This is a genomic window from Kribbella sp. NPDC055071 (assembly GCF_053608045.1).
Genome location: NZ_JBSGUS010000026.1, coordinates 1 through 16230, shown reverse-complemented (window position 1 = coordinate 16230; position 16230 = coordinate 1). Strand labels below are relative to the sequence as shown.

Sequence of the window (16230 nt, the reverse complement as noted above, 5' to 3'; positions counted from 1 at the left end):
GGTGGCGGTCGGTGAACTGAAGGGCGCGAACGGGACGGTTGGCTGGGACGGCGCGGGGATGCTCCGCGTGCGGTACGACGGCTCGCCGGCCGGACTGAGCAAGCTCAGCAGTTCGCTCCGTGAGCGGCTGGGCGAGCGGGTCGTGCCGATCGAGGCGGTCCGGGCGGTCGAGGTGGGGTCGGAGCTACGGCTGATCCTGCGGGAGGGCGCCGATCCGCTGCAGTCGGTGCGGGGTGGGCTTTTCGACGCGTTGATCGACCCCTACCGGTTCCCGTTCGATCCGGGTGATCGGGAGCTGGCCGAGCGGATTGCGGCCGACCTCAGGATCACGCTCGCACGGAGAGATGTTCCCGCGACTGCCTCCGTGCGGTGGCTCGTTGCACCGCCGGCGGCGCCGGATCGGCTCGAAGGGCGGGACGCGACGCTGTCCGTGGCGAACGGGAGGCTGGTGTTCGCCTATCCGCGGACGGCCGGGCGGCGGAAGCGCGCGGACGGCGACCCGTGGTCGGTACCGCTGCCCGACATCACCGACGTCGAGTGGGCGCCGAACCAGGGGCGGTTCGACCGTGGCGGCTACCTCCGGGTCAGTACGGTGCGCACGTCGCCCGAGCGGCCCAAACCGCGCCACGACCCGGCGGCGATGCTGACCGCACGGCACACCGACGTCGACGCCCTCTTCTTCGCCGCCAGGCTCCTGACGCGCATCCGGCCTTAACCCTCAGGGGCCTCATCCGGCCGGCCTCAAGCGACCTGCGGACCCTTCTCCTTGATCGGAGCAGCGTCGATCAGGGCCTTTTCGCCGAGGAGGTCGGACTGTGGGAGCACCTCGAGGTGCGGGCGGGGCAGCAGCCGTGGCCGGATGGCCAGGCCGCGCCTACGGGAGAAGTACAGGACCGAGGCGGCCGTGCCGATCACGGTCAGCCCGCCGCCGACGAGCAACGAATAACGGGCGCCGAACTCCTGCCCGACCCATCCGATCAGCGGCGAGCCGATCGGCGTACCGCCCATCAGGACCGTCATGTACAGCGCCATCACCCGGCCGCGCATGGTCGGCTCGATGCTGAGCTGCATGGTCGCGTTGGCCGAGGTCAGCATCGTCAGCGACGCCAGTCCGACCAGCGGAAGGACCAGGGCGAACGTCAGGTACGTCGGCATCAGCGCGCTCACGATCTCGAACGCACCGAACGCCAGCGCCGCGCCGAGCACCAGGCGAGCGCGGATCCGGACCCGGCGAGCCGCGAGCAGCGCACCCGAGAGTGAACCGATCGCGAGCACCGAGCCGAGGATGCCGTACTCCCCGGCGCCCTTGTGGAAGACCTCGGTCGCCATCAGCGCGGAGGTGAGCTGGAAGTTCAGCCCGAACGTGCCCGCGAAGAACACCGCGACCAGGACCATCATCAGGTCCGGCCGGCGCCACAGGTAGCGCATGCCGTCGCGGATCATGCCCTTCTCGCGCCCGGCGACCTTCGGGGTGTGCAGCTCGGAGACCCGCATCATCCGCAGCGACACGATCACCGCGGCGTAGGTGAACCCGTTGACCAGGATCACCGGGCCGGTGCCGATCCAGCTGATCAGCAGGCCGGCCAGCGCCGGGCCGAGCAGGCGGGCGGCGTTGAAGGACGCCGAGTTCAGCCCGACGGCGTTGGAGAGCTCGTCACGGCCGACCATCTCGACCACGAACGACTGCCGCGCCGGGGCGTCGAAGGCGGTGCCCAGACCGAAGAGCAGCGCCAGCAGGTACACATGCCAGGGCTGAACCACGCCGGCGATCGTCAGACCGCCCAGTGTCAGGGCGACGGAGGCCATCGCGACCTGGGTCACGGTCAGGACCTGCCGCTTCGGGAAGCGGTCGGCGACGAGTCCGGCGTACGGACCGAACAGGAGGGCCGGGAGGAACTGCAGCCCGGTCACGATGCCGAGCGCCGTCCCGGAGTGGGTCAGCTCCAGGACCAGCCAGTCCTGGGCGACGCGCTGCATCCAGGTGCCGACGTTCGAGACGATGGCGCCGGTGGCGTAGAGACGGAAGTTACGAACTTTGAACGCGCGGAACGTCGGGCTCATGAACCTGCCAGACGTTCCAGCACGGGGGCTGCTTTACGCAGGATGTCGCGCTCCTCGGGAGTCAGTTGCTTGAGTTTCGTCTGCAGCCACTCGTCGCGGCGCCGGCGGTTGGCCACGATCAGCTCGTCGGCCTTGGCGGTGAGCTCGACCATGATCTGGCGCTTGTCGGTCGGGTGCGGGCGGCGGACGACCAGGCCCGCCTCCTCCATGTTGGTCACGACCCGCGTCATCGACGGCGGCTTCACCTGCTCGTGGGAGGCCAGCTCGCCGATCGTCATCGCGGCGTGCTTGGACAGCGCGCCGAGCACGCTGAGCTGGTTGGCGGTGAGGTCGTGACCAGGCTCACGCTGCCGCCGGATCTGCCGGGACAGCCTGAGGGTGGACGACCGCAGGGCACTCGCCAGCCCGACGTCACTCTTGACCTGCTGGGCTACGACTTCGGGCATACCTTTACCTTAACTCATTACCTTTGCTAAGGAAAACGCCCGCTTGACCGCCGGTATTCCCGCCGACCGCTAGAGTTCGCGGACATGGGGACGAGTGCTGAGCTCGCGCGGTACGAGCAACGCTTCCGGCGGGCCGGGCTTCCGCTGTTCATCGAGGACTTCTCGCCGACGCACGACATCTACACGCGCGCCACGCCGCTGCTGGCGCTGGTGTTCCTGGCGGAGATGCTCGGAGCCACGTCATTGGACTGGCCGGCCTGGGTGAATCTGCTGGCCGCACTCGGCGCACTGGTGGTGCTGATCGCGGGATTCGGCCTGCTGAACGGCTACCGTGGCCGGCCGTTCTGGTCGCTGCCGACGCGCTTCGGTCTGCCCGAGCTGGCCGTGTTCGTCCTGCTTCCGGCGCTGTTGCCGCTGCTCACCCAGGGTCAGGTCCGGCAGTTCTTCGGAATTGCCGTGGGCAACCTCCTGCTGATCGGCATCGTGTACGTCGTCGTCGGCTACGGCCTGATCGCGACGACGTACTGGGGTCTGCGCACGCTGGCCACCGAGCTGGGCAACTCGGTGGCCAGCCTGGTCCGGGCGCTGCCGCTGCTGCTGGTGTTCTCACTGGTGCTGTTCGTGAACACGGAGATGTGGCAGGTCTTCGCCGGGATGCCGGTGGTCTTCATCGTGTTCGCCGTACTGGCGTTCACGCTGCTCAGCACGCTGTTCCTGCTGATCCGGCTGCCGCGGGAGGTCGACGCGATCGAGCGGGACGCGGGCTCCGGCCCACCACTGCGCAGGATCCAGCGCTTCAACCTCAGCATCAGCCTGGTGATCCGGCAGTGGCTGCAGGTCTTCGTGGTCAGCGCCGGCGTCGGCCTGTTCTTCGTTGCCTTCGGCATGCTCGCGATCAGTCAGCACATCTACGACCAGTGGGGCATCAGCCCAGGCTCATGGGCCTACCACATCGACCTGCTGCACCATCCGATCCTGATCAGCGCCGCCCTCGTGAAGGTTGCCATTGGCATCGCCAACTTCACCGGTCTGTACTACTCGATTGCGCTCCTGACCGACTCGACCTACCGAACCGACTTCCTCGACAACCTCAGCACCGAACTCCGCGACCTCTTCACGGCCCGGACCGAGTACCTCCGGCTACGCTCCGAAGAGCTCGTCGACGCGAGCTGACCAGGCCGGGTACTTCACCGCCTTCTCGGCCACTTCGGCGTACATCGCCCGGCCGACCTCCGGGTCGTCGTCACCGAACCGGACGGCGCTCATCCGCTCGAGCTTGTCGAGGATCAGCTCGTCGCCGGCCAGGTGCACCGGGTCCCAGGTGTACCGCTTGAACGCCTCGAGGTCGGGTAGCGCCGCGAGGTACGCATGGGTAAACCCGTCGGCAGGGTCACCCAGATCGGCCCCGACGACACCGAACGCGGTCGACTCCAACGACGCCGTACGACGCATCGCCGCGAGCACCTCGTCCCGCTCCGCCGGGGTCACCGTGTCCTTGAACCGGAACCTGAGCACATTCACGAACATCTCGTCCTCCTTGGATCTGCACTGGTGAGTGCAGATTACAACACTCGGAGGTTTGATGGGATAACCTTGCCGGGTGACAACGACGCGAGGACGGATCGACAAGCGACAGGCGATCCTGGCTGCCGCGTTCACGGTGTTCGCGCGGGACGGGTATCGCCAGACCACGCTCGACGCGGTCGCAGCCTCGGCGCGGGTCGCGAAGCACACGATCTACAACCATTTCGACGACAAGCAGACGCTGTTCAGGGCGGCCGTCGTGGCCCTTGCCGAGGACGCGCGGGCCCGGAACCTCGCCGTACTCGAAGACCTGCGACCTGACCGCGACCCGGTCCAGGCACTGACCGAGGTCGGCATCCGGCTCGCGGAGTGCTACTGCGACGAGAGGTCGTTCGCACTCCGCCGGCTGTTGCAGGCCGAGCTCACCAATCTCCCGGATCTGCCGGGGCTCGTCGATGCGCACGCAACCGGCCCGATCAACGCAGCCTTGGCCGACCGGCTCGCCAGACTCGCTGTCGCCGGCCGGTTGCGGCTCACCGACCCGGATGTGGCCGCCGAGCAGTTCGGCGCCCTGCTGTGCGGTCCGCTGGAGTCCCGGTCACAGCTCGGCACCCGGACGATCCCACCCGCCGAGCAGGCCGAGGTCGCGACGAACGCCGTCCGGACGTTTTTGCGTGCCTTTGGCAACGAATAGGGTCAGGTGAGCCAGTCGCCGAGGGGACCGATGGCGAAGTAGACGACGAAGAGGGCGGCGACGACCCAGAGGAGCGGGTGGATCTGGCGGGCCTTGCCACGGACGGTCTTGAGGATCACGTACGCGACGAAGCCGGCGCCGATGCCGGCCGAGATCGAGTACGTGAACGGCATCAGGATGATCGTCAGGAACGCCGGGAACGCGACCTCGATGTCGTCGAAGTCGATCCCCTTCACCTGCGTCATCATCAGGAACCCGACCAGGATCAGCGCCGGGGTCGCCGCCTCGTACGGGACCAACGTGACCAGCGGCGCGACCACCATCGAGATCAGGAAGCAGATCCCGGTCACCACGCTCGCCAATCCGGTCCGCGCGCCTTCCCCGACACCGGACGCGGATTCGATGTACGACGTGTTGCTCGACACGGATGCGGCACCACCGGCGGCGGCCGCGAGGCTGTCCACGATCAGGATCCGCTGCGCGTTCGGCGGGTTGCCGTCCTTGTCGAGCAGGCCGGCCTCGGCGCCGATCGCGGTCATCGTGCCCATCGTGTCGAAGAAGTCGGCCAGCATCAGCGTGAAGATCAGCAGCACCGCCGACACCACGCCGACCTTCTCGAACGAGCCGAACAGGCTGAACTCGCCGATCGTGTCCAGATTGGGCTTGGTGAACCAGTCGTCCGGCAGCTTCGGCACGCTCAGGCCCCAGCCGCCGGGGTTGTCCGCCGTCCGGGCACCGACGTTCGCGACCGCCTCGATGATGATCGCGAGGATCGTGGCGGCCAGGATGCCGATCAGGATCGCGCCCTTCACCTTCCGCGCGTACAGCGTGATGATCAGGATCAGGCCGACCACGAACACCAGCACCGGCCAGCCCCGAAGGTTGCCGCCGACACCGAGCTCGACCGGCGGGCCACCGGCGGCAGCGGGTCGCCGGACGAAGCCCGCGTCGACGACACCGATGAACGCGATGAACAGGCCGATGCCGACGCTGATCGCGATCTTGAGCTGCAACGGGACCGCCTCGAAGACCGCCTTGCGGAACCCGGTCAGCACCAGGACCAGGATGATCAGGCCCTCCAGCACGACCAGACCCATGGCGTCGGCCCAGGTCATCTTGGTCGCGACCGAGAACGCGATGAACGCGTTCAGGCCGAGGCCGGTCGCCAGCGCGAGCGGGAAGTTCGCGACCACACCCATCAGGATCGTGACCACTCCGGCCACCAGCGCGGTCGCGACCGCGATCTTGGCGATCGACGCGGCCGGATCGGTCCCGCCGCCGACGAACTGGCCGGTGCCGTCCTTGACGGTGCCGATGATCAGTGGGTTCAGCACGACGATGTAGGCCATCGTGAAGAACGTGACCAGCCCACCGCGGATCTCCCGGCTGACCGTGGAGCCGCGTTCGCTGATCTTGAAGAACGAGTCGAAGACGGTGGATCCGGACCGGGCGACGGCAGCCTTGGACGAGCTCATGAGCGCATAGTGCCAGTTCGCATGGTCTGGTTGCGAGCACTAATCGCAGCTGGGTCTAAGGTTGAGGCTGTGACGGAGGAGCAGGCGGCGCCCAAGAAGCGCAACGACCCGACGAGTCAGCTGGCCCGCGGTGAGCTGGTCCACGCCGAGGTGAAGCCGCTCGACCTGTCCGGCATCCCCAGCGTGATCACCGGCATCACGCTCTGGGTGGTTGCGTTCGTCGTGCTCCTCGTCTTCCGCCACGACCTCGCCAAGGACGACCTCGACTGGTGGCTCTGGGTCCCGGTCGCCGGCTTCGGTCTCGGCCTCGTCGGCCTGTGGTACTGCACCCGCCGCTGGAAGGCCATCCAAGCCGGCCACCGCCCAGCCACCGAAGACTGACCGACGGACACCGCCCCGACAGGCGATGTCCGTCGGTTCGTTGCCTGGGTTATTTCACTTCGTACGCGCGGGTGATGGTTTGGGCCAGCTGGTTACCTGCCGAGTCCTGGGCTTGGGCTCGGAGCGTGATGTAGCCGGCGGCGGGTTGGTTGAGGTGGGCATTCCAGGTGTTCGCGCTGGTTCGGGTCACGCGGACCGGGGTCCAGGTGTGGCCGTCGTCCGTGGAGGACTCGAGGGTTAGCGCGGTGATCGGGTGTTGGGGCGCCTGGAACGCAGTCTGGACGGTGACCGGGAAGGCGAAGTTGCCTCTCGGTGCGCGGTTGGATTCGTCGAGGGCGGGCGTGTAGCGGACATTCAGGAGTGGGAGTGCGGTGTTCACACCGTCGGGCGTCTGCTTCGAGCGAAAGGTGTAGTCGGAGCTGATCTCGGTCGAGAGGTTGGTGAAGGCGGGCTCAGCGGCACGCTTGATCACCTTGCTCAGCCGGTACGTCGCCGCACCGGACGGCAACGCGAACGTCTGCAACTGCAGTGCATCGGTCGACGCGATCTGCTCGCCGTTGCGGTACAGCGTGGTCTGTTCCGAGCCGATTCTCGTCTCGCCAAGGTTGTCCGGCGTACCGTCCGCGAAGGCCGGCGTGTAGACCGACAGACTGTTGCCGTCGCGCGATACCCACGGGAGCGGCCGGCGTCCGGGGTTGCCGGTCCGCGGGTCTGGCAGGCTCGGCCCGAAGACTCCACGCTGCCAGTTGAGCTTCGTCGTACGCCCGGCCTTGTAGGTCGTCGACGGCGACTCGACCACCGCGAAGTAGTCGTACCCGTCCTCGGGCGTGAATCGGTACAGCTCGTTGGTGAACGACCACACCACACCCTTGGTGGAGTAGTACTCGTCCCGCTGGAACGGCAGCCGCATCGCGATCGCCGGCACGAACACGAACGCCGGCGGGTGACCGGCCGTGGCGAGCGCCGGGAAGCTGTAGTTGTTCGCGCTGATCCCGTCCACTCCGGCGTACGACGCGTCCATGTGGGCGTAATCGTGAGCCGCCGTGATCAACGACGGCTTCGCCGGGATCTTGCCTGACCAGGTCATCACGTCGTGGTAGTAGTACGGGCTGTTCAGGTACGGCTCGTTCTCCGTACCCTGACCATCCGCCATCCCGGCCCAGCTGGCATCGGCAAATGCAGTGAAGTTCTTCGCGATGCCAGTCGTGTTCGGTACGACGTACAGCTCCGGCACGTACGCCGGATCCGTCAGATTCGTCACCCCGACGCCGCTGATGTAGTTCTGGTCCCCGACAGGCCGGACGAATCCGACGCCCGCGGTCACCGCGGTCGCGCCGGTCACCGGCGGTCGGGTCGCCACCTTCACCGCTCGGCGGCCGTCCAGGACAATCGGACCGGCCTTGGCGATCACGAGGTCCGGCTCGCTGAAGTACGTGACGTCCTTGAAACCACCGCCATCGGAGTTGAACGTCGCCTCGTACCCATCGACGATGTAGTGCCCGGCCGGCAGGTCCACGTCCGAGCCTGCTTCGACGGAGTAGATCTGCTGGCGATCAACATCGAGGAAGTAGCTACCGGCAACATGTGTCGCGTCGTTGGTTGCCACGGCACCGCTTCGGTCCAGCATCTGCAGTGTGTGCGGATAGGTCGTCACTTCCTTGCCCACACCAACGGTGCTGCGGATCACCTGACCATTGCCGCTGGCAACAAGCCATGCATCGTAAGCGCCCTCGGCCTCCGGGCCTGACATCGTCGCAGTGACATCGACAGTCGCACTTCCGTGCGCCGGAACCATCACCGATGCCCGGCTCAGCCGGAACACTGAAGCGCCCTCGAGCTTCAGCGACAGCCGCACTGCGGAAGCTCCGTCGTTGAAGTACGTCACCGGCTTGGCCACGGGCTTGTCGTCCGCATGGGGCGCCTTCTGCAGTCCGAAGTTGAGCGCGCTGGGGAGGGCGAGAACCGTCTGTTGCAACGCATGTGCGACATCGACTCGACCCGCGCCTTGCGTGTAGATCCCCTGACCGGCCAGCCCGAGCGCCGACCCCATCAAGGCGGACTTCAGTTGCGGAGCCTTCCAGTCCGGATGCGCCTGTGCGAGCAGCGCGGCCGCGCCGGACACATGCGGAGCGGCCATCGAGGTGCCCGAGAGTTCGGCGTACGACGCGTTGACCGCATACGGATCCAGTGGGGCGCCGGCGGCCCGCGCGGCCACGATCTTGCTCCCCGGCGCGGAGATGTCCGGCTTGACGGCCAGGTCGGTCAGCCGCGGACCCTGGCTGGAGAAGTCGCTGTGCCCGTCCGCTTTGGTGACTGAGGCAACCGACAGGGCGGCGTCGGCGGTGGACGGCGCAGAGACCGACCCCTCGAGTCCGAAGTTCCCCGCCGACACCACGAACAGCGCACCGGTCTCGGCGGTCAGCTTGTTGATCGCCTGGGAGAGTACGTCGGTGCCGTCGGTCGGACCGCTGCCGATGCTCAGGTTGATCACGCGCGCACCGGACGTCGCGGCCCACTCCATGCCGGCCAGGATCGCGGACTGCTCACAGTTCTGCGAGGCACACACCTTGCCGATCATCAGGTCGGCATCCGGCGCGACCCCGCGGTACTTGCCATCCGACGCGGCGCCTGTGCCCGCGACCGTCGATGCGGTGTGCGTCCCGTGGCCGACCGTGTCCTTGACGTCGTTCTCGTCGACCGTGCCGTCGTCTTCGGAGGTGGTGAAGCCCTTCGTCGCGATCACCCGGCCCTTCAGGTCCGGGTGGGTGGCGTCGTACCCGGTGTCGAGCATGGCGACCTTGACGCCCTTGCCGGTCAGCCCGGCCTGCCACGCGGCCGGTGCGCCGATCTGTGGGACGCTGCGATCGAGCATCGGCGTGACTCCACCGTCCAGCATGACCTTCGTGACCGTCCCGGCTAGACCGGTACGCCGTTTAGCCGCCGTACTGTTCATCCAGTTCGACCACAGGTCACCGGCCTGGGACCGCTCCTGCCCGATCGCCACCGCGTCGACGATCGGCAGAGTCCGCTTGACCTGCGTGCCTTCCGGGAGAGCCGACCGTACGGCGTTCGCGCTGCCGTTCGCGCCGTACTGGACCAGAAGCGGCAACCGCGGCGCCGACTTGTCGTCCAGGCCGAGATTCGCGAGCAGGGCAACGTCGAACAGCTTCGCATCGACCACGCCGGCAGTCACAAGCGGAGCCGCGTCCAGCGGGATCACCAGCTGCTGGTTGCCGAACGCAAGCTTGTGGAACGCCATCTTGTCGCGGCCGGGCCCAGGCTTGACGTCGACGACCGTGATACCGGTGCCGGTACGGCGGGCGATCACCTGGTCGCCGGTCACGAGCGTGACCGTCAGCGGCGTGACGGAGTCGACGTTCCGGGTCGCATCCAGTGGCGCCACCGTTGAGATGGTGGGTTGTGGGCTGCTTTGGGTGCCGGCCGCCGGTGGGACCGCGGCGGCGAGTGGCAGGAGGCCGACGACGGCGAGCGTCGCGAACCTCCGGCTCCGGGAGCTGGGCAAGATTCACCTCGTGTGAGTGGGCGGTTACGCCTACTCTTGCCCGAACCCCACCGGCCCCTTCTCACAGGCTGGAGCCGCCCAGCTCGTCAAGGTGTTCCGGGCGGCTGTTGTTCGCGGTGCAGCGTGAGCTCTTCGGCAAACTCGCAGGTCGAGGCTTCGATGACCTGAGGTACCGGCACGGTGCGGGTGATCAGGCCTCGGTGAGGTCGTCGTCGGACTCGGGCTCGGCGGCGGCCTCTACCTCGATCTGGGTAGCGTCCGAATCGGCGAGCTCGTCGGCGGCGCGGTCGGTGAGGTCGACCTCGGCCTCGACCGCGTCGGTGTCGTCGACCTCAGCCTGAAGGTCGGCGTCAATGATCACGGCCGAGGTGGTCAGCTCGAGGGCGTCGTACCCGGTGGTGTCGAAGGCGTGCTCGGCGACCGGCGGCTCGGAGATGTCGATGACGGTGTCGGAGTGGGCTCCGCAGCCGTAGTCGTAGGCGACAACGCGGCCATCGCCCGGCGCCATCTCGTTCGTGCAGGCGCCGAAGGCCTGACCGAGGCTGTCGGCCAGACGGATCCAGTAGCCACACGAGTTGCACTTGTACGGCACGGCCTGGGCGATCGCGGCGGACGGGCCGAAGTCTCCGGCGTACCAACGCTCTGCCGCTTCTTCGCGCCCGAACGGCGAGAGCACGCGCTCGCGGCCCAGTCCGAGCTCCTCGACGACCGCGAGCACGTCATCCGGAGCGCCGGTGTCGGTGAAGCCGGGCTCGAGGCGCGGGTCGTCCGGAAGCGTCGGGAACAGGTCGCCGGGGCGCAGGTCGCCGGGCTGGACCCGATCCGACCACGGCACCCACACCGGCGCGACGATCGCCTCACTGCCGGGCAGCATGACGACCTCGTTGACGGTGACCGTTTTCGCGCGGGAGGCGCGGGTGACGGTGACCGCCCAGCGCCAGCCGCGATACCCGGGATGGGTCGAGGCGAAGTAGTGCGTGACGAGGCGCTCACCCTCGACCTGGTGACCGAGGTGCTCGCCGATCTGCGCGGCGCCGGCCTCGGCGATCGCGGCCTCGCGCGCCGGTTCCACGGCGGCGACACAGACGGCGTCGGCCTTGGAACGCACCGGGTCGGGAGTTCTGACGGGAGTCACAATCGCCCATTCTCGCACGCCCGACACAATGCTCCGAACCCCCCGTGGACCGTCCGCATTCCACCGATCCCACGCGCGGTGACTGCGGTCTGTCCCCGGGAAGAGGCAGGATGGTTCCATGCACCCCGCGGACCCGTCCGACCCGAAGGCGACGCCATCCGGCGAGCCCTCGCGCGGCGGCACGGGAAACGGTCGCCCCAGCAGCCCCGGGAGCCGTCCTGCAAGCGGCACCGGGAGCGGTCGCGCGGGTGGCGGCCGGGATGCAGCTGCGGGGAAGTCTGCCGGCGAGCGGCTGGCCGGGGCGCGGGAGAAGTTGGGGATCGCGGGGAAGAAGGTCGGCCACGCGTCGAAGATCGGCGCCGAGGGTGTCGCGTCCGCGTCGAAGAAGACGGCCACGGTCGGCGGGAAGGTCGGCCGGGCGACCGGCCGGCGGATCAGCGGGCTCACCGGCGCCCAAGGAGCACGCGAGTCGGGACTCTCCCGGCTGATCGAGCTGGGCGCGGTCAACGCCGCCGGCGACACCGCCTTCGCCGTATCACTGGCCGGCACCGTGTTCTTCACCGTCCCCAGCGACCAGGCCCGGGACCGGGTCGCGTTGTTCCTCCTGCTGACGATGGCGCCGTTCGCGTTGATGGCTCCGCTGATCGGCCCGATCCTGGACCGGTTCCGGCACGGTCGCCGGTGGGCGATCGGGGCGACGCTCGGCCTGCGCGCGTTCCTGGTCTGGAGCCTCGCCTCCTCGATCTCCGGCGGTGGCTCCGCCTGGCTGTATCCGGCCGCGCTCGGCTGCCTCGTCGCATCCAAGGCGTACGGCGTCACCCGGGCCTCCGCCGTACCACGGCTGCTGCCCAAGGGGATCACCCTCGTCACGGCCAACTCCCGGATCTCGCTGGCCGGTGTCGCCGGTGCGACGATCGGAGCCGGGATCGCGGGTGCGTTCGCCGCGATCGGGCCGGCGTGGTCACTGCGCTGGGCCGCCGTGGTCTATCTGGTCGGGTTGATCCTCGCGATCCGTCTACCCGCCGCGGTCGACTCCCCCGCCGGCGAAGAGATGACCGGTACGGCGGGACGCGATGCGAGGCGGCGTGCGATCACGGCAGCCGTATCGCGCGGGATCCGCTGCAATCTCGGGCTGCGGTTCGTGTCCGGGTTCCTGACCATGTACTTGGCGTTCCTGCTCCGAGATCAGCCGATCAGCGGGATCAACGGAACCCTCGCGGCCGGTGCGGTGATCGCCGCGGCCGGGCTCGGCAACAGCGCCGGGACCCTGATGGGATCGTTGCTCAAGGCCCGTAAACCCGAGGGCGTCGTTCTGGTCGTGCTGCTCGCGGACGCGGCGGTCGCGGTCGGGGTGGCGGTGTTCTACGGGCTCCCGCTGCTGATCGCGCTCGGTCTGGTCGCCGGTCTCTGCAGCTCGCTCGGCAAGCTGTCGCTGGACGCGATGATCCAGCGTGACGTGCCGGAATCCGTGCGTACGTCGGTCTTCGCCCGGTCGGAGACCGTGCTTCAGCTCGCCTGGGTGATCGGCGGCGGCTGCGGCATCGTGCTGCCGCTGATCCCTCGCCTGGGCTTCGGCTTCCTGGCCGTCGTGCTCGTGATCGTGGTCTTCCTCGTGCTGCGGATGCGTCCTGCGCCGCAGCCCGCCGCCGGTCCGCTCAAGCCCGGCGGCCTCGGCGGCCCCCGCTCCGGCGATACCCGTCACCGCCCTCAGGACACTGCACCCGACCACACTCCGCCCGACCACACTCCGCCCGACCACACTGCGCACGACCACCCGGACAGCACGACCCGGACCATCCTCACCACCAGCGTCGCCGAGCAGCGCGCCAACCGGGCCCAACGCTCCGGCGGGCACGACGAGCCCACCATCGAGTGGAACGCCGACCCTTCACGCCGACCCGAACCCCCGCCCACTCCCCCGTCCACTCCCCCGGCCGATCAGCCGGTGAGCCGCTGGTGGAGCGGCCAGCCTGACGAAGACGACGACTCCACCACCGACGGATCCGAAGAACCGACAGTCGAACGCGACCGAGGCGTCTTCCGCCGCCGCCCCGGCGGCGACACCCCCCGCCGCCCTCCGCGCTGAACAGCGCCCCCACGCCACCCTCCCCGCTGAGCAGCACCCCCCACGCCCCCCGCCGCACTGAGTGGCACCTCCGCGCCCGCCGCTGAGCGGCACCTCGGCGCCCGCCGCGCTGAGTGGCACCTCGGCGCCCGCCGCGCTGCGCGGCACGCAAGCGGCGGCCGAGTGGAGTACTCGGCCGCCGCGGTGGTGGGGGGATCAGGAGGTGAGTTGGAGCTGGTTGGAGTCGTCGGTGGGGGTCGGGGTTTCGGTCGGGGTTGGCTGCTGCGGGGTGTGGGTGGTGCCTCGGAGGGTGAGGACGCTGGCTACTGCGGTGGTGAGGAGGAGTACGCAGCCGACGATCGCGACCACGGTGAAGCTGTGGGTGAAAGCGTGGCGGGCGGTGTTGAGCAACGCATCGGCCGCTTGGCCCGGAAGGTGGGTGGCTGCAGCGGTCGCGGACGGCAGACCTTCACGCAGCGGGCCGGATGCGTTGGCGGGCAGGTCCGAACGGTAAGCCGCCGTACCGATCGAGCCCAGGACTGCGATGCCCAGAGCGCCGCCGAACTCGGCGCAGGTCTCCATCACCGCTGACGCCGAGCCGGCGCGCTGCGGGTCGACCGAACCAACCACGGCCTCGGTGACCAGCGACATCACCATCACCAGACCCGCCGCGAGCAGGCCGGCGCCGGTCAGCACCACGGCCAGGGACGAATCCGGGTGCAGCTGGGTGAGAACGCCGTACCCGGAAGCAGCCAGGACGAACGCGCCACCGATCACATACGCGCGGTCCATCTTCCCGGCGAGCACGGCGGCAAGCGGTGCGGCGCCACCGACCACGACAGACGGTGCAAGCGACCACAACGCCGCCTTGAACGGGCTCAGGCCGTGCACGAGCTGCAGGTACTGAGTCAGGAACACCGCGTTGCCGACCAGCGCCAGGGTGCCGACGGTGTTGGCCGCGAGCGAACCACTGAACGCGCGGTTGCGGAACATCGACAGATCGAGCATCGGGTGCTTGGCAGTCCGCTGCCGCTGGACGAACAGGATCCCGAAGACCAGCCCGGTCACGATCGCAGCCACCGGCAGCGTGGAGAACCCGTTCGCCGCCAGCTCCTTGATCCCCCAGATCACCGGCAGTACGGCGGCCAGCGACAGCGCCGACCCGATCAGGTCGAACCGTCCACCGGTCGGCGCCTTGAACTCCGGCAGCAGGGTCGGCGCGAGTACGAGCAGCAACAGCATCGCCGGGGTGTTGATCAGGAACACCGAACCCCACCAGAAGTGCTCGAGCAGGAAGCCGCCGAGCACCGGGCCGAGGGTGATCCCGCCCATCATCACCGCGCTCCAGAACGCGATCGCCTTCGACCGCTGCGCCTGGTCGTGGAACATGTTCCGGATCAGCGCCAGGGTGGACGGCATCAAGGTCGCACCACCGATGCCGAGGACGGCGCGGGCCGCGATCAGCTGCTCGGGGTTCTGTGCGTACGCCGCGGCCACGGACGCGAGACCGAAGGCGACCGCGCCGAAGATCAGCAGCTTGCGCCGCCCGATCCGGTCACCGAGCGAGCCCATGGTGATCAGCAGGCCGGCGAGCACGAATCCGTAGATGTCGAAGATCCACAGCTGTTCGGTCGCGGTGACGCCGAGGTCCGCGCTGATGAACGGGACCGCGAAGTACAGCACCGACACATCCATCGAGACCAGCAGCAGCGGCAGTGCGAGCACGCCGAGCGCGATCCACTCCTTGCGTCCCGCTCGTTCCGTCGTACTCATGACACCCTCCCGGGGATCTGTCTACGCCGCACACTGTGTGCGCCATACACAGACCATACACATCACTGTCTATGGTGTAAACAGATAGAGTGAAAGCCATGGAGAACGAACTGCCGCGGGTGCTTCAGCAGCTCTGGGGGATTGAAGGGCCGACGCGGCCGGGACCCAAGCCTGCATTTCAGCTCAGCGACATCGGGCGGGCGGCGATCAAGTTGGCCGACCTGGGCGGGCTCGGTGCGGTGTCGATGAGCAAGGTGGCGGCCGAGCTCGGCTTCACGACGATGTCGCTCTACCGCTACATCGAGGCCAAGGACGATCTGTACGTCGTGATGCTCGACGAAGCGTTCGGACCGCCGCCCGAAATGAGCCACCTCAGCGGCGGCTGGCGGGAGCGGATCACGGCCTGGGCAGAGGCGTTCCAGGCGTCGCTCCAGCACCACCCGTGGATCCTGCAGGTGCCCGTGGTCGAACCACCGCTCTCACCCAACCAGCTGGGCTGGATGGAGGCGGGTCTGCGCGCGTTCGACGACACGCCACTGACGCCGGCAGACCGGCTGTCGGCGATGCTGCTGGTCAACATCTACGTCCGAGGTACGACGCAACTCACCGCGGGCATGTACAGCCTGAAGCCCGAGGAGGCCGCCGCGGCCAGCCTGCGGTACGTCCAGCGGCTGCGATTCCTCGCCGAGCCCAACAAGTTCCCGACCATCGCCGCCGGCCTGGACGAGCCCCAGGACTACATCGCGAACGACCCCTCGGACTTCTACTTCGGCCTGACCACAGTCCTCGACGGCATCGAGTCCCTGATCACCAAGCGCACCCCCTGAACCTCACACAGATATCCGACTCTTGCGCCGCGCGTGTGGGTCGATCAGACACCGCTCCGCGGCGGCTGACCTGCTACCGCCTCCGGCGGAGGCGCGGATCGCGGATCCGCCGCTCACCTGGTATGCGCAGAACGACTGTGCTGCGGCCCGGCCTTGCGGAGGAACTGTGGTGTCGCGGTCTCCGGGCTGCATGATCGTGCCAGTCGGCGCGGCGTGCATCAAGGGCGCCTACGGCGTCGCTGCGCGATCTTCGACCCTTGACCCACACCGCCCCGACCAGGGAAGGACGCAGCTGATATGGAGTGGTTGGTTGTCAAGAGGGCAGG

At 68.4% G+C, this 16230-nt stretch carries 12 protein-coding genes and 1 pseudogene; 6 read left to right on the top strand and 7 right to left on the bottom strand.

From position 1 onward, the window contains the following. Position 1 precedes the first annotated feature (1 nt). Positions 2 to 715 carry a DUF4429 domain-containing protein gene (locus tag ACWF4Z_RS32580; protein WP_452247025.1) on the top strand — a complete coding sequence of 238 codons (714 nt, stop codon included), beginning with the start codon at positions 2 to 4 and terminating at the stop codon, positions 713 to 715. A 26-nt stretch (positions 716 to 741) separates the two neighbouring features. On the opposite strand, the gene ACWF4Z_RS32575 is transcribed toward ACWF4Z_RS32580, so the two are convergent. Further along, positions 742 to 2061 (bottom strand): MFS transporter, encoded by a 1320-nt coding sequence (locus ACWF4Z_RS32575; RefSeq protein ID WP_452247024.1) that lies wholly within the window; start codon positions 2059 to 2061, stop codon positions 742 to 744. Further along, a complete protein-coding gene (locus ACWF4Z_RS32570) occupies positions 2058 to 2507 on the bottom strand; it encodes a MarR family winged helix-turn-helix transcriptional regulator (protein WP_452247023.1) in 450 nt (149 codons plus the stop codon). Before ACWF4Z_RS32570 ends, ACWF4Z_RS32575 begins: the two co-directional genes overlap by 4 nt. An 84-nt stretch (positions 2508 to 2591) precedes the next feature. On the opposite strand from ACWF4Z_RS32570, the gene ACWF4Z_RS32565 reads away from it, so the two are divergent. Further along, a complete protein-coding gene (locus ACWF4Z_RS32565) occupies positions 2592 to 3680 on the top strand; it encodes a hypothetical protein (protein ID WP_452247022.1) in 1089 nt (362 codons plus the stop codon). Here the strand turns inward: ACWF4Z_RS32565 and ACWF4Z_RS32560 are convergent. Further along, positions 3648 to 4034 carry a Dabb family protein gene (locus tag ACWF4Z_RS32560; protein WP_452247021.1) on the bottom strand — a complete coding sequence of 129 codons (387 nt, stop codon included), beginning with the start codon at positions 4032 to 4034 and terminating at the stop codon, positions 3648 to 3650. The two genes, ACWF4Z_RS32565 and ACWF4Z_RS32560, sit on opposite strands and share 33 nt — an antisense overlap. A gap of 73 nt (positions 4035 to 4107) precedes the next feature. Between ACWF4Z_RS32560 and ACWF4Z_RS32555 the strand changes: the two genes are divergently transcribed. Then, entirely contained in the window at positions 4108 to 4725 is a 618-nt protein-coding gene (locus ACWF4Z_RS32555) for a TetR/AcrR family transcriptional regulator (RefSeq protein ID WP_452247020.1), read from the top strand. A gap of 2 nt (positions 4726 to 4727) precedes the next feature. Here the strand turns inward: ACWF4Z_RS32555 and ACWF4Z_RS32550 are convergent, their stop codons facing one another. Further along, complete coding sequence (locus ACWF4Z_RS32550) at positions 4728 to 6200, bottom strand: NCS2 family permease (RefSeq protein ID WP_452247019.1); 1473 nt, start codon at positions 6198 to 6200, stop codon at positions 4728 to 4730. A 69-nt stretch (positions 6201 to 6269) separates the two neighbouring features. Between ACWF4Z_RS32550 and ACWF4Z_RS32545 the strand changes: the two genes are divergently transcribed. Continuing rightward, the gene (locus tag ACWF4Z_RS32545) at positions 6270 to 6581 is read left to right on the top strand and encodes a DUF2530 domain-containing protein (RefSeq protein ID WP_452247018.1); all 312 of its coding nucleotides are present in this window, start codon (positions 6270 to 6272) and stop codon (positions 6579 to 6581) included. A 49-nt stretch (positions 6582 to 6630) separates the two neighbouring features. Here ACWF4Z_RS32545 and ACWF4Z_RS32540 read toward each other — a convergent pair whose 3' ends face one another. Beyond that, positions 6631 to 10104, bottom strand: a complete 3474-nt coding sequence (locus tag ACWF4Z_RS32540) for a S8 family serine peptidase (RefSeq protein WP_452247017.1) — start codon at positions 10102 to 10104, stop codon at positions 6631 to 6633. A gap of 385 nt (positions 10105 to 10489) precedes the next feature. Continuing rightward, positions 10490 to 11242: pseudogene (locus ACWF4Z_RS32535) on the bottom strand (DUF3027 domain-containing protein); the annotation flags it as partial. A 115-nt stretch (positions 11243 to 11357) separates the two neighbouring features. Between ACWF4Z_RS32535 and ACWF4Z_RS32530 the strand changes: the two are divergent. Continuing rightward, positions 11358 to 13325: an MFS transporter gene (locus ACWF4Z_RS32530; RefSeq protein WP_452247016.1), complete on the top strand. Its 1968-nt coding sequence runs from the start codon at positions 11358 to 11360 to the stop codon at positions 13323 to 13325. Between the two features lie 195 nt (positions 13326 to 13520). Here the strand turns inward: ACWF4Z_RS32530 and ACWF4Z_RS32525 are convergent, their stop codons facing one another. Next, on the bottom strand, positions 13521 to 15077 hold the full coding sequence (locus ACWF4Z_RS32525; protein ID WP_452247015.1) for an MFS transporter: 1557 nt from the start codon (positions 15075 to 15077) through the stop codon (positions 13521 to 13523). 98 nt (positions 15078 to 15175) lie between these two features. On the opposite strand from ACWF4Z_RS32525, the gene ACWF4Z_RS32520 reads away from it, so the two are divergent. Beyond that, on the top strand, positions 15176 to 15904 hold the full coding sequence (locus ACWF4Z_RS32520) for a TetR/AcrR family transcriptional regulator (protein ID WP_452247014.1): 729 nt from the start codon (positions 15176 to 15178) through the stop codon (positions 15902 to 15904). Positions 15905 to 16230: the final 326 nt, after the last annotated feature.